Origin of the sequence: Streptomyces sp. AA1529 (assembly GCF_000280905.1) — a bacterium.
In the GTDB taxonomy this organism is placed as follows: domain Bacteria; phylum Actinomycetota; class Actinomycetes; order Streptomycetales; family Streptomycetaceae; genus Streptomyces.
On sequence record NZ_ALAP01000041.1, the window covers coordinates 23,497 to 37,500 of the forward strand.

At 73.8% G+C, this 14,004-nt stretch carries 9 protein-coding genes; 2 read left to right on the forward strand and 7 right to left on the reverse strand.

Annotated features, from left to right (window positions below):
• Window positions 1–9: 9 nt before the first annotated feature.
• Together A949_RS0112075 and A949_RS0112080 are read right to left on the reverse strand one after the other, a co-directional pair.
• On the reverse strand, window positions 10–270 hold the full coding sequence (locus tag A949_RS0112075; RefSeq protein ID WP_019356270.1) for a DUF397 domain-containing protein: 261 nt from the start codon (window positions 268–270) through the stop codon (window positions 10–12).
• A gap of 3 nt (window positions 271–273) precedes the next feature.
• On the reverse strand, window positions 274–1,131 hold the full coding sequence (locus A949_RS0112080; protein WP_026004575.1) for a helix-turn-helix domain-containing protein: 858 nt from the start codon (window positions 1,129–1,131) through the stop codon (window positions 274–276).
• A gap of 318 nt (window positions 1,132–1,449) precedes the next feature.
• On the opposite strand from A949_RS0112080, the gene A949_RS0112085 reads away from it, so the two are divergent.
• Both A949_RS0112085 and A949_RS0112090 read left to right on the forward strand, forming a co-directional pair.
• Window positions 1,450–1,917: an ATP-binding protein gene (locus tag A949_RS0112085; protein ID WP_019356272.1), complete on the forward strand. Its 468-nt coding sequence runs from the start codon at window positions 1,450–1,452 to the stop codon at window positions 1,915–1,917.
• A gap of 245 nt (window positions 1,918–2,162) precedes the next feature.
• Window positions 2,163–2,984 (forward strand): SAM-dependent methyltransferase, encoded by an 822-nt coding sequence (locus A949_RS0112090; RefSeq protein WP_019356273.1) that lies wholly within the window; start codon window positions 2,163–2,165, stop codon window positions 2,982–2,984.
• A gap of 134 nt (window positions 2,985–3,118) precedes the next feature.
• On the opposite strand, the gene A949_RS0112095 is transcribed toward A949_RS0112090, so the two are convergent.
• The 5 genes from A949_RS0112095 to A949_RS35545 are packed head-to-tail and all read right to left on the reverse strand — an operon-like array spanning window position 3,119 to window position 13,946.
• Window positions 3,119–4,357: an ATP-grasp domain-containing protein gene (locus A949_RS0112095; protein ID WP_019356274.1), complete on the reverse strand. Its 1,239-nt coding sequence runs from the start codon at window positions 4,355–4,357 to the stop codon at window positions 3,119–3,121.
• Complete coding sequence (locus tag A949_RS0112100; RefSeq protein WP_019356275.1) at window positions 4,354–7,179, reverse strand: amino acid adenylation domain-containing protein; 2,826 nt, start codon at window positions 7,177–7,179, stop codon at window positions 4,354–4,356. Before A949_RS0112100 ends, A949_RS0112095 begins: the two co-directional genes overlap by 4 nt.
• Before the next feature lie 53 nt (window positions 7,180–7,232).
• Complete coding sequence (locus tag A949_RS0112105) at window positions 7,233–8,123, reverse strand: SDR family oxidoreductase (RefSeq protein ID WP_078565408.1); 891 nt, start codon at window positions 8,121–8,123, stop codon at window positions 7,233–7,235.
• A gap of 5 nt (window positions 8,124–8,128) precedes the next feature.
• Entirely contained in the window at window positions 8,129–8,860 is a 732-nt protein-coding gene (locus tag A949_RS0112110; protein ID WP_019356277.1) for a thioesterase II family protein, read from the reverse strand.
• A gap of 1 nt (window position 8,861) precedes the next feature.
• Window positions 8,862–13,946 carry a non-ribosomal peptide synthetase gene (locus A949_RS35545; protein ID WP_051019474.1) on the reverse strand — a complete coding sequence of 1,695 codons (5,085 nt, stop codon included), beginning with the start codon at window positions 13,944–13,946 and terminating at the stop codon, window positions 8,862–8,864.
• Window positions 13,947–14,004: the final 58 nt, after the last annotated feature.

Here is a 14,004-nt window from a genome sequence, read left to right on the forward strand (position 1 = left end):
GCGTTGCGGTCAGTCGGAGGCCAGCAGGAAGTCGGCCACGCCCTGCTTGGCGCCTCTGAGGAAGGTCTCGAACTCGTGGGTGGTGTAGATCAGCGCCGGACCTTCCGGGTCGGTCGACTGCCGCAGAGCCACCCGGCCGTCGCCGAGCTTCATCGCCTCGACGCAGCTGCCGCCGTTGGTGCCGCTCCACGGCTTCTGCCAGCCCTCGGTACCGAGGTGTTTCGCGGGCATGCCGTTGTATATGTGTGGGGGGTGGCCGGAATGACCCATGGTTCAGAACTCCTTGCGGATCTCACCGAGTACGGTCTCGGTGTGTGGTACTGGCGCGGCCTGCGCGCCCATGCGGTCCAGCACCTCCAGATAGGCGGCGGTGTCCGGACGCTCGTCCAGGTAGGTGGCGCCCGTCAGGCTCTCGGTGTAGACGATGTCCGGGAGCTCCGGAATCTCGAACCGGAAGAGCTGGAAGGGCCCGAACATGCCGGGGTGGGCACCCGCGGTGAACTGAATGATCTGCAGCGTGATGTTCTGCTGCCGGGACAGCTCGATCAGCCGGTCGATCTGGCCGCGCATCACGGAGGGTGAGCCCACGTGGCGGCGCAGCACCTGCTCGTCCAGCACGGCCCACAGCACCGGAGCCTCGGGGTCCTGGAGGAGTCGCTGGCGCCCCATGCGCAGCTGCACCCGGCGGTCCAGTTCCTCCTCCTCGGCGGAGGGGAAGCCGGTGCGCAGCAGGGCTCGCGCGTACTCCTCCGTCTGGAGGAGTCCCGGTACGCAGTGCGGCTCGTACGCCCTGATGAGGCTGGCCTCGCCCTCCAGGCTCACGTAGAGGCTGAACCAGGGCGGCAGCACGTCGCGGAAGCTGTGCCACCAGCCGGGTCGGTTCGCCTCGTCCACCAGGGCCAGGAACGAGGTCGTCTCCTCGTCGGAGAGGCCGTACATCCGCAGCAGCTTCTCCACGTAGGGCGGCTTGAGGCCCACCTCGGCCTTCTCCATGCGACGCACCGTCGTGGTGTTGACACTGAGCGCGTACGCGGCGTCGGTGAAGGAGTGTCCGGCGCGCTCGCGGAGGTCGCGAAGGCGTAGGCCGAGCACTATCTGCCCCACAGTCGGCGCGGAACGAGCCTCGGCCACTACTGCCTCCCTGACTGCCTCCCCTGGCGGACCCTGGCGTCAAGCAGTGTGCCATGGCTGGTGTGCAGCAGCCATACTGCCCTTGCGATTCTGCGAATTGCAGAACTCCTCTTGCCATCTGTGAAAGAAGCTGGGCATAGTGAAGAACGTGACCCAGCTCATGAGACTGCGGCACCGGAGCCGCACAGCATCGCTGCCGCCGGAAGGGCCCGCAGCGGCCCGGTCGGCCGATGCCTGCGCGGGCCCGCTCGCGCCCGGTGCGGACTGCTCCCCGGTAGCCGTCCCCTCCCCTCACAGGTAGACGGAAGGCGTTCCCCCGTGGCCTCCTCGTATCCCCTCACGCAGCTCTCCCTGCCCGCACCGTCGGCCGCGCCGGCCGAGGAAGCGCGGCAGGAGGGATTCGAGCTCCCCGCGCACACCTCGTCGGTCGCCCGTGCCCGCGCCCGGCTCCGCGGAAGGCTGCAGCACTGGGGCTTTCCCGAGGAGCTCGCCCACACGGCGCAACTGGTGATCTCCGAGTTCGTCACCAACGCCGTCCTGCACACGGACACCGTCCGGATAGCGTGCCGCATCCACCTGGACGCCGAGCGCCTGCGGATAGAGGTCACCGACGAGGGCACCCAGAGCTGTGCGCCGCAGCCGCGCAGCGCAGCCCCCGAAGAGGTGAACGGCCGGGGGCTGCAACTCGTCGGCGCCCTCGCGCAGCGCTGGGGCGTCTCCGCGCACGGCGGCCGGTGCGGCCGCGTGGTGTGGGCCGAACTGGGCACGGCCGACGGCGCACTGTAGGGGCCGGCCCCCGGCGGCTGCCGATGGCGCGCCGCCCGGTGCGGAAACAGCCCCCGCGTCCCGACCCTCCCGGGGCGCCGCGACCCTCCCGGCTCCTCCCGTTCTGTCCCGGCCACCTGGTCAAATTCCCCTGCACCAAGGCCACTTGACGTTGGTCCGGACCGGACCGGCGTGACATGCTGCCCGCCAGGGCAGGTGCCCGCGCGGTCGGCGCGCGGTGTGCCGGTGAACACACTGGGGCGCGTATGCGGGACGAGACGACCGGAACCGGGCAGCACACGGTGGACATCAACGTCCCGAGCGTGGCCCGGATGTACGACCACTACCTCGGCGGCAAGGACAACTACGCCGTGGACCGGGAAGCCGTCGCGGCGCTGGACGAGAAGGTGCCGCGCACCCGCCATCTCGCCCGCAACAACCGCCGCTTCCTGCAGCGGGTCGTGCGCATCCTGGTGCGCGACTACGGCATCCGCCAGTTCCTCGACCACGGTTCCGGGCTGCCCACCCAGGACAACGTCCACCAGGTCGCCCAGCGCGCGGCCCCCGGATCGCGCGCGGTCTACGTGGACAACGACCCCATCGTGCTCGCCCACGGCCGGGCACTGCTGGAGGAGAACGCCGAGACCGCGGTGATCCAGGCCGACATGCGCGACACCGACGAGATCTTCGACAGCCCCGAGGTGAAGCGCCTGATCGACCTCTCCCGGCCGGTGGCGCTGCTCTTCGTCTCGGTGATGCACTGCATTCCCGACCACTCCGACCCCGCCGCCGTGGTGCGCCGGGCCCTGGAGCGCGTGCCCTCCGGCAGCTTCGTCGTCCTCAACCAGCTCGTCAGCCACGACCGGGAGACCCGCGACTTCGTCACCGGGTTCATGGACCGCAGCACCAACGGCCAGTGGGGCCGGGTCCGCGAACCACACGACGTCGAGGCGTACTTCACCGGTCTCGACGTGCTGGAACCCGGCCTGGTCGAGGTCAACGACTGGCGGCCCGACTCCGACCTGTGCGCACGCCGGCTGGAGGACGAGACCTGGTTCGAGTTCGGCGGCGTGGCGCGGAAGCCGTAGCACCGCGCCGGCTCCGGCCGCCGACCCGCGGAACGCCGCACGAGCGCCGACCCGCCCACGACGGACCGGCGCCCGCGCTGCCGGTCCGGGGCCACAGGCACCTCCCGACCCCGGCCGGCAGCGGTGGTGGTCCGCTATCCGAGCCCCCCGCGCGGAGGCCCCAGCGGGCGGAGCACCTCCAGCCGTACCGCCTCCGCACCCTTCTCCAGGGCGGCACGGCACTCCTGAGCCGATTCCGCGACGGCGGTGACCAGCCCGTACCGGCCCGCGACCGCGCCGTGCGGCGGCAGCCGCAGCTCCTGCCCCGGCAGGGCGATCGCGAGTGCCTCGCTCACCCCCGGCGGCAGCGCCGCCGTGTCCACCCGCACGGCGCGGGCCAGGCAGTCGGCCTCCGGATAGCGGAACCGGACTCCCGCCACCCGCCGGGGGCCGGGACGGAGGTCCGGCGGTTCCGCGCCGCAGGCCACCCGAGCCGCCGCCAGCGCCGCGTCGGTGCCCAGCGCCAGCCGCCCAAGGTCGGGTATGCGGTCACCGCCGATCCGGGCGTTGATCTCGACCACCTTCGGGCCCTCGGCGGTCAGCCGCAGCTCGGTGTGGGTCCACCCGGTGCCGAACCCGACCGCGGCGTGCGCCCGTGCCACCACCTCCAGCACCTCGGCGTCGTCCTGCAGCGGGTCACGGCCGTCGACCAGATGGCCGACCTCCTCGAAGCAGGGCGCGAACCCGCACTCCTTGCGGGCCACGAACCCGGGCGTCATCCGGCCCCGGACCCAGGCCGCGTCCACGCTGATCTCCGGACCGTCCAGATACTCCTCGACCAGCACGTCCCCCGGCGCCACCTCCACAGCGCCGGGCGCCGTGGCTCCCCTGGCCAGCCGGAACCCGGCAGGCAGCCGGTCCGCCGAGGCCACCAGCACCACCCCGGCACTGGCGTTCAGCGCCCGCGGTTTGAGCACCACCGGATAGCCGATCCGGGCCGCGGCGGCCCGCGCCTGCGGCAGCGAGGCCACCGGCACCGAACGGGCCTGCGGCACCCCCGCCGCGTCCAGCGCCGTTCGGGTCGCCCGCTTGTCCCGGCAGGTCAGGGCCGCCTCCGGGGTACTGCCCGGCAGCCCCAGGCGCGCGGCGAGCTCAGCGGTCTGCACCACTCTGGTGTCGTCCCACGTGAGCACCCCCTCGACGGCGCAGTGCCGGGCGACCGCCGCCATCGCGGCCACGTCCGTGGTGTCCAGCACCGTGTGCCCGGCCAGATACGCCGACTCCCAGGCGGGGGCGCGCTCCGCCAGAAGATGGACGTCGTGGACGGCGGCGACCGAGGCCAACAGATACTCGCGGTACACCTGCGACCCGGCACCGATCAGCAGCAGCGTCATGCGGGCACCCCCTGGGACTCCAGCACCGGGGCGAGCCGGCGCACGGTGCGGTGCAGATAGAGCTGCGGCAGCGGGAAGCCGGGGAGCCCCGCGGCCTTCAGGGCCGCCAGCAGCCGCACCCCGAGCAGCGAGTTGCCGCCGAGGGCGAAGAAGTCGTCGTCCAGCCCGACGCGGAAGCCGAACACCTGCTCCCACGCCACGCGGAGCCGCGACTCGACATCGTCACCGGCCGGTCCGTCCTCCTCGGCGGCGACCGCCCCGGTCAGCGGCAGCGGCAGCCGCGCCGTGTCCACCTTCCCGTTGGGGGTCAGCGGCAGCGCGGGCAGCGCCGTGACGGTGGCGGGCACCATGTGCGCGGGCAGAAAGCCGGCGGTGTGCTGCCGCACCTCCTCGCCGTCGGCGGCCCGGTCGCCCGCCGCCCCGTCCGCGCGCAGCACGACGTAGGCGTCCAGCCGGGCCCCGGCCGGGTCGCCGTCCGCACCCGGGCGCAGCACCACGGCCGCCGCCGTCACCGCCGGCGCGTCCAGCAGCCGCGCGCGGATCTCGTCCAGCTCGATACGGAATCCGCGCAGCTTCACCTGGTTGTCCAGCCGCCCCAGATGCTCCAGCCTGCCGTCCGGGAGCAGCCGCCCCCGGTCCCCGCTGCGGTACATCGGGCCCGGCGCGTGCGGATCGGGCAGGAAGCGCTGCGCGGTCAGCTCCGGGCGGTTGAGATAGCGGCCGGCCACACCGGCCCCGCCGACGTGGATCTCGCCCGGCACCCCGGGCGGCAGCTCCCGGCCCTCGGGGTCGAGGACGTACACATGCCAGCCGGGCAGCGGGCGGCCCACCGAGCGCGAACCCGACAGCGCCGCGCCGCGGGTGACGGTCTGCGCCGTCACATGCACGGTGGTCTCCGTGATGCCGAACATGTTCACCAGACGGCACTCCCGCGCCGGATGCCGGTCCAGCCAGGACCGCAGCGGCCGGGTGTCCAGCGGCTCACCGCCCAGGACCACCAGCCGCACCGAGTCGCCGACCCGGCTCTCCCGGTCGGCCTGGCTCAACTGCGCGAAGGCGCTCGGCGTCTGACTGAGCACCGTCACCTGCTCGTCCGCCAGCAGCGCGGCGAACCGGGCCGGTTCGCGCGCCGCCCAGTACGGCACCACCACCAGCTTGCCGCCCGTCGTCAGACAGCCCCAGATCTCCCAGACCGAGAAGTCGAACGCGCTGGAGTGGAAGAGGGTCCACACATCCTCCCCGCCCAGCCCGAAGTCCCCCTCGGTGGCCGCGAGCAGCGCCGCCACATTGCGGTGCGGTACCACGACACCCTTCGGGCGGCCCGTCGAGCCGGACGTGTAGATGACGTAGGCCGCGTCGTCGGGGGAGAGCGCCCGCGGCCCACCGGCGTCCGGCGCCGGGCCGGGCCGCCCGTCGCCGTCACGGGCCGCCTCCTCCAGCGCGGCCGGCCGGACCAGGCGCACCCCCTCCGGCTGCGGGAAGTCCTCCGCCTCCGTCACGACGAGGGGCACAGCGGAGTCCTCGACGGTGAACGCGAGCCGCTCCGCCGGATACGCCGGATCCATCGGCACATACGCGGCCCCCGCCTTGAGCACCGCCAGCAGCACCACCACCAGATCCATGGAGCGCTCCAGGCACACGCCCACCCGGTCACCGGGCACCACCCCGAGGCGGCGCAGCCCCGCGGCGAACCGGCCGGCGCGCCGGTCCAACTGCCGGTAGCCCAGGGTCTCCCCCTCGCAGACGAGGGCCGGCGCATCCGGTGTCCTCGCGGCCCGGCGTGCCACGGCCTGCTCGATCCGCTCGTCCGGCACCTCGGGGGTACGGCCCAGCCCGCCCAGCCGGGCCAGCGCCTGCCGCCGCTCCTCCTCGAACAGGGGCAGTTCGCCCACCGGGGCGTCCGGGTCCGCCGCGGTCAGCGTCCGGTGTGCGGTCGCCAGCATGCCGGTCAGCCACTCCGCGGCCGCGTCGCCGAACACGCCGTGCCGGTAGGCGCATCCGGCCCGCAGCGCGGTGGAGCCGTCGTCGGCGACCCACAGCGAGAGCGGATGCACGGGGGCGAGGAACGGCCGCACGTCGAGCGGTTCCGCCTTCACCCCGTCCCCGCCGAGCGCCTCGGCGGACGGCAGGACCGTCAACCCGACGGCCGGTGCGGGGCCGGGCGCGGGTACCGCACGGCCGACCTCCGCCAGATACTCCGCCACCGTCCGGCCCGGAGCCGCCGAGAAGGCCACCCGCCGCTCCGCGTCCACTCCCACCTCGACCTCGGAGCTCCCGGTGCAGCGGGCGAGGACCAGCCCGAGCGCCGCCCGCAGCGAGACCGGGTCCGCCGCCCGGCCGCGGGCCGGGACGGTGAAGCCGCGGTGCCCCACCGTCGGTGCCCCGGGCTCGCCCAGGCCCCACTCCGGCGCCGGGCGGCGGTCCAGGTCCCGCAGCGCCGAGCGCAGCCGGGCCTCCGGCCCGGCTGCCGCGTCCCCGGTCCGGACCGCCGGGTCCACCTCCTCGCCCAGCAGGGCCCGGGCCAGGTCGCAGGGGTCGGCCAGCACCGCCCGGTGGGCGACCACGACCAGGTCCGCCGCCCCGTCGGCGTACCGCAGCAGCACCGCCCGCAGCCCCGGCCCGGTGCGCGGGTCGGCGGGCCGGGAGAGCTCCCGCTCCCGCCGTGCCGCGGCGAGTTCCGCGTCCGCGCCGCCGGGCACGTCCTGCACCCACAGCCGTACCCCGTCCGCCGCGCGGGCGAGCGCCCGCTCCATCGGACCGGTGCCGGCTTCCGCGTGCAGGCGTACGACGAGCGCCTGGCACAGCCGGCCGGTGTCGTCCATCGTCCTTCCCTCCCCGCTGTCGCTGTGCTGCCCGAGGTGACCTGTGCCGCCGCTCATCGGCTGGTGAACCCGCCGTCGACGGTGACGGTGGAGCCCGTCACCTGCCGGGAGCCGTCGGAGCCGAGCCACAGCGCGGCCCCCGCCACGTCCTCGGGCTCGATCAGACGGTTCATCGGCTGCGCGGCCACGAACGTCTCCTCGTGCTCGGCCACCGGCACCTCCAGCGAGCGGGCGATCTCGCTGAGCATCCGGCCCTCCGCGGCGCCGTCGTCCCGCACCGAACCGGGGCACAGCGCGTTCACCCGGACCCCGAACGGGGCGAAGTCCAGCGCCGCGGACTTGGTCAGCCCGATCAGCGCGTGCTTCGCGGTGACGTACCCCGCGAAGTGCCGGTAGCCCACCAGCCCGGCCGTCGAGGAGACGTTGATGATGCTCCCCGCACGCTGTGCGGCCATCGCGGAGCCCGCGGCGCGGATCATCCGCCAGGCACCCGAGACGTCGACGTCCAGCATCAGCTCCCACTCGGAAGGCGTGATGTCCTGCACCGTCTTGCCCGACGGCGCCGCGATACCGGCGTTGTTGAGCAGGATGTCGATCCGGCCGAACCGGTCCAGCGCCCCGTCCACCACCTCCCGCACGGCGTCCAGGTCGCGTACGTCCGCCTCGGCCGTGACCACCGCGGCGGTCGGGGCCAGCTCCTGGCACAGCCGCGCGGTGTGCGCCAACTGGTCCGCGTTGCCCAGCGGATAGGGCACGCCCGCCAGGTCGTGGCCGATGTCGGTCAGGAGCAGCTCCGCCCCGGCGCGGGCGTACGCCACCGCACACGCCCGTCCGATGCCGCGCGCCGCACCCGTGATGAGCGCCGCCTTGCCCGCCAGCTGCCCGGTGGCCGCACCCCGGGACCCGGCGGCGTCCGCGGGGGCGGGCGGGGGAGAGGCCAGCATCGCGTTCACCGTGCCACCCCCTGCGAGGCGAGCTCCGCGTCGAGCAGCCGCACCAGAGCGGCGGGCTCGTCCACCAGATACATGTGTCCGCCCGGCAGCTCGACCTGCCGGCAGCCCGCCGTGCTGGCGGACTCCCACTCGACCGCCTCGGCACGGGAGACCAGTTCGTCCTCCGCACCGCGGATCGAGACGACCGGGACGGCCAGCGGCTTCTCGGACGGGGCCAGGTAGTTCTCGTGCATCTCGACGTCCGCGCGCAGCGGCGGCAGCAGCATCTCCCGCAGCTCCGGATGTTCGAGGGCCGGATGGGTGTACCCGGCGAACTCCCGCACCCGCTCCAGGAACAGCGCGTCGGACAGTCCCGTGGCGCGGATCCGGCGCCGCGTCCACGGCCCGGGGGAGCCGCTCACGAAGAGTTTGACCACCGCGGGGTGGCCCAGCGCCGCGATCCGGTGGGCCGTCTCGTAGGCCACCACGGCACCGAGGCTGTGCCCGAACAGCGCCACGGTGGGTTCCCCGGCGAGCTGGTCCAGGATCCCGGGCAGCAGCCCGTCCGCCGCCTGGGCGACGTCGGTGTACAGCGGCTCCCCGAACCGCTCCTCGCGGCCCGGCAGTTGCACCGGGCAGATCCGGACGGTGTCGCTGCCGTACTCCTGACAGCGGCGGAAGGCGGACGCCCCCGCGCCCGCGAACGGGAAGCACAGCACGGGGATCGGTCCGGATACGGGAACCGGCATCTCAGTCCTCCCTCTCGGTCGCGGACACCCAGGCCCGCTCGATCAGTTCCGCCGTCCCGGCGGGGTTGCCCCGGACGAAGTAGTGGCCGCCGGAGCCGAGCCGCTGGAAGTCCACCTCGCGCGCCACCCGCTCCCAGCAGCGGTACTCCTCGGCGGCGTGCGCCAGGCCCTTGTCGTCCTCGGCGACGACCACGGTGAACGGGGCCTCGATCCGCCACCCCGGGTCCGCCTCGGTCAGCCCGATGAAGTAGCGGTAGCCGCCGCACACGTCGTGCCGGAACAGCTCGCCCATGAACGAGGTGTAGCGCCGGTCGAGTCCGTCCATCTCCGAGTAGCCGGTCTCCTCGACCATGTAGGTGATGATGTCCTCGTCGTTCCAGCTCTCGATCATCGCGATCGACTCGCGCATGTCGGCCGCGGACGGGAGCAGCTTCGAGCCGACGAAGACCCGCCGCAGGTCGAAGCCGCGCTCCTCCAGGACCCGGGCCAGCTCCACCGTCACCGCGGCGCCGCCGCAGTGGCCCCACAGGATCAGCGGCAGGTCGGGCAGCGCTCCCTTCCCCTCCAGCTCCGCGACGGTGCGCTCCACCGTCTCGGCCACGTCGGTGAACACGCGCGCACCGCCCGGAGCGTGGCCCGGCGGCTCCAGCCCGTAGACCGCGAGGTGCGGGGCGCGCTGCCGCAGGGCCTCCGCCAGTGGCCTGAAGTTGACCGGGTGCCCGCACGGGTAGGGCACGCACAGCACCGCCGCCTGCGCCTCCTCGGCGCCGGGGGAGAGCATTTGCAGCAGTTCCTCGGTGCCCTGGCCCTCCGCGCCGCCGTCGACGAGCGCCGCCAGCTCGCCGAGCCGGGGGACCCGGGTCAGGTCGGAGAGCGTGATCAGTCCGTCCAGCTCCAGCACGACGCGCAGCGCCGAGAGCGAGTTGCCGCCCAGCGCGAAGAAGTCGTCCGCCTCGCCGAGCTCCTCCGCCGGGAGGTCGAGGACCTGCTGCCAGGCCGCACGGACCCGCGCCAGAGTCTCCGGCGAGGCCGCGGCGCCGGGCGGTGCGGCCGGCGCCGGGCGCGCATCCGCCGGAGCACCGCCGTCCCGCCGGACGGCCTCGCCCGCCTCCGTGTCCCCGGCCGCCGGCAGCTGTGCCTCGTGCGGTGCGTCCGGCTCGCTCGCCATCAGCTCCAGGACGCGCACGAACAGGGAGCCGATCCGGTCGATGCGGGCGTCGTCGTAGAGGTGCGTGTGGTAGTGCAGGCACAGCCGCAGTTCGTCGTCGTGGAAGTCGCGGGAGAACTCGGTACGGAACGGGAACTCCGTCTCGGAGTCCACCCGCATCTCCAGCAGCGAGAACTCCGGCAGCCGCCGCAGGTTCTTCAGCAGGTAGAAGTGGGTGAAGTTGAAGGTGGTGCTGAACAGCTGCTGCCGGGTGGCCAGGTCCTGCTTCATCTGCGCCATCGGGTAGCGCCGGTGCGGCAGCAGCTCCAGCTCCGCACGGTAGACGCGGCGCACCAGCTCGGCCCAGCTGCCGCCCGCCACCCGGACCTGGAACGGCACGGTGTTCAGATGCAGGCCCAGCGTGGTCTCCGCGTCCGGCAGCTCCGGACGCCCGCTGTGCTCGTAGCCGGTCAGCACCGTCTCCTGCCCGGACACCAGCCCGAGCACCTTCATATGAGCTGCCAGCAGCACGTCCTTCACGGGCACCGACAGCGCGTCCGCCGTCGCCTCGACGCGCCGGGTCAGCCCGGCGGGCAGCGCGACGTCCCGCAGCACGACGCGGAAGTCGTCGGTGGCGACCGCGTCCGGCCGGGGCGGAACGTCGGCGGGGTGCGGGTCCGCCAGCACCCCGCGCCAGAACTCCGCCGACTGCGCGGAGCGCAGCGCCTCGGTCTCCAGCCCGACGAAGTTGCGCAGGTGGTTGTCGACCGCGGGCCGGGAGGTGTCCGCGCCCTCCCGCACCTGGTGGTACAGCTCGAACAACTGGGTGTGCAGCAGGGAGATCGACCAGCCGTCCAGCGCCGAGTTGTGCTGGCTGACCGTGTACCGGTACCGCTGGTCGTCGAGCACCTGGATGTGCAGGGTGACCAGGCCGCCCGCCTCCCAGTCGAACCTGCGCGCCTTCTCCCGGGCCAGCCACCGCTCGTGCCACTCCTCCTGCGCGGCCGGGTCCAGATGGCGCAGGTCCTCGACCGTCAGCGGCGGCGCCACCTCGCGGTGCACCACCTGAAGGAACTCGCTGTACCCCGTCAGGTGGTAGGTGGTGCGCAGGATCGGGTGCCGGCCGGTCAGCAGCCGCACCGCCTCGGTGAACGCCGCGGTGTCGAACGCGCCGGTCACCCCGTAGCTGAGCACGTCGTGGTACTGGCCGAGGCCGCCGGTGATCTCCGTCTGGAAGATCAGCCCCGCCTGCAGCATCGACAGCGGATAGGCGTCCTCCGCGTCCGCCGGCAGCAGCGCCCGGTCCTCGTCCGAAACCAGCTCGAACGGCCGGAAGGCGCCGCGGGCCGCGACATCCTCCTCGCCCCGCGCCGGCCCGGACTCCTCCGCCATCGACGCCGCCAGCAGCGCGATCGTCTGGTGCCGGAAGAGCTGCTGGAAGGTGAAGTCCAGCCCGGCCTCGCGGGACTTGGCCAGCACCGGCACGAAGTGGATCGAGTTGCCGCCGAGCGCGAAGAAGTTGTCGTGCACCCCGATCCGCTCCCGGCCCAGCACCTCGCGCCAGATCCCCGCGAGCACCTCCTCGGTGCTGTTGCGCGGGGCCGTGTGCGACGGCGTCCTCCGGCGCAGGGCGGTCGGGTCGCGCAGCGCCGCCCGGTCCAGCTTGCCGTTGGGCATGAGCGGCAGTTCGTCCAGCACGAGAACCCGGCCCGGCACCATGTACGCGGGCAGAACGGCCGCCAGATGCTCCTTCAGCCCGGCCTCGGTCACCTCCGCGGCCGCTCCGGCAGCGGGCACGGCGAAGCCGCGCAGCGCGGTCTGCCAGCCGTCGTCGACGGCGACGACGGCCGCGTCCCGCACCGCGGGGTGGCTGCGCAGCTGCTCCTCGATCTCGCCCGGCTCGACGCGGAAGCCGCGCACCTTCACCTGCTCGTCCACCCGGCCCAGATAGTCGAGGCTGCCGTCCGGCAGCCGCCGCGCCCGGTCACCGGTGCGGTAGAGCCGGTCCTCGCCGGTTGCGGCGCGTACCGCGGCACCGGTGGTGAACCTCTCCGCCGTCAGCTCGGGCCGGCCCAGGTAGCCGCGCGCCAGCCCGACTCCGGCGATGTGCAGTTCACCCGGGATGCCGACCGGGGCCTGCCGCCCCCGGTCGTCCAGTACGTACAGCCGGAGGTTGTCCACCGGCCGTCCGATGGGCAGCCGGGCCCGGCCGGTGAGCCCTTCGACGGGCTGGTGGGTGACGTCCACGGTCGCCTCGGTGGGCCCGTAGAGGTTGACGAGGCGGGCGTCGGGCACCAGTTCGGCGAACCGGGCCGCCCGGTCCGGAGCAAGAGCCTCGCCGCTGGCGAAGACCTGCCGGAGGGTGCGGATGGCACCTTCGCCGCCGAACCGGTCCAGATGGCCCAGGAACATGCTGAGCATCGAGGGCACGAAGTGCATCGTGGTCACCCCGTGCCGCTCGACGGCCGCGAGCAGCGCGGCCGGGTCCTTCTCCGCGCCCGGTGCGGGCAGGGCGAGCGCGGCGCCGGTGAACGACCACCAGAACAGCTCCCACACCGAGACGTCGAAGGAGACGGAGGTCTTCTGCAGGACGACGTCGTCAGCACCGATCGGATACGCGTCCTGCATCCACAGCAGCCGGTTGACGGCGCTGCGGTGCTCGACCTGCACCCCCTTGGGGCGGCCCGTCGAACCGGAGGTGTAGATGACGTAGGCGACATCCCGGGCTCCGGCGCCCTCCCCGAGCGGCCCGTCCGCGGACGCGTACGACGCGGTGTCCTCCAGGTCCAGGGCCGGCACACCGCCCGCCGGCGGGCCGGACCGGCTCCGGTGCAGTACCAGCCCGGCCGCGCTGTCGGTGAGCAGCTGGTCGATGCGCGCCTGCGGACAGGACGGGTCGATGGGCAGATAGGCCGCGCCGGCCTTCAGCACCGCGAGCACGCCCGCCATCATCGCCGGGCACCGCTCGGTGATCAGCGCGACCACGGAGCCGCGGCCGATGCCGCGTTCCCGCAGGGTGTGCGCCAGCCGGCCGGACCACGCGTCGAGTTCCCCGTAGGTGACCGTTCCGCTCGCGCTCAGCAGCGCGGGCGCGTCCGGTGTGCGCGCGGCCTGCCGGCGGAACAGGCCGTGCAGTGTGGCCTCTTCGTCGAACTCCCGCGCGGTGGCGTTGGCCGCGGCGACGACCTTCTCGTCCTCGGCCGTCCACAGGTCGATCGCTTCCACCGGGCGGTCGGGATCCGCGGTGGCGCCGTCCAGCAGCAGCGTGTAGTGAGCGCCGAGGCGGTCCACCGAGTCCTCGGCGAACCGGTCGGCGTCGTAGTCGAACTCCACCGTCAGACCGGAGTCCTGCCGGAAGGCCGTGACCATGATCCCGGGCGCCCGGAATCCGGGTGCGTGGTGCCCCGCGAGCGCCACACCGGTGTCGAAGGCGCCGGGGCGGCCCACCGCGGCGGCCACGGCGGCCACGTCGCAGTCCTGGTGCTCCTCGGCCTCCCGCACCGCTGCCCCGACTCGGGCCAGCAACCCGCGCAGCGGGCCGGTCGGCTCGGTGCACACCAGCAGCGGGCCGTCCGCGAACCGTGCGGAGCCCGCCTGCCTCGGCAGTGCGACGACCGCCTCCGGCCGGCCGGTGCTGCGGCCCAGCAGCGCGGCGAGCACCGAGGCCAGCAGCACGGTGAGCTGGTCGGGGCGGCCCCGGCTGATCCGCTCGAGCCGTTCGGTGAGCGGGCCACCGAGGTCCAGGGTGCGGGTTGCGCGCCGGATCCCGTCGCCGGACCGGTCTTCCTCGGCTGTGCGGTCCCCTGCGGCGGGGGAGCGGAAGTCGGCCGGGAAGCCGGAGGTCTCCGCGAGCGAGGCCAGCCGGGAGCGCCAATAGGTGAGCTGCGGGGTCTGCGGTGACGGCCCGGAAGGTGCCGCGTCGGATTCGAGCAGAGGCATGGATGTCTCCTGCACTTGTGGTGAGAAGTCGACTCGGAGAGCGGAGAGCGGAGAGCGC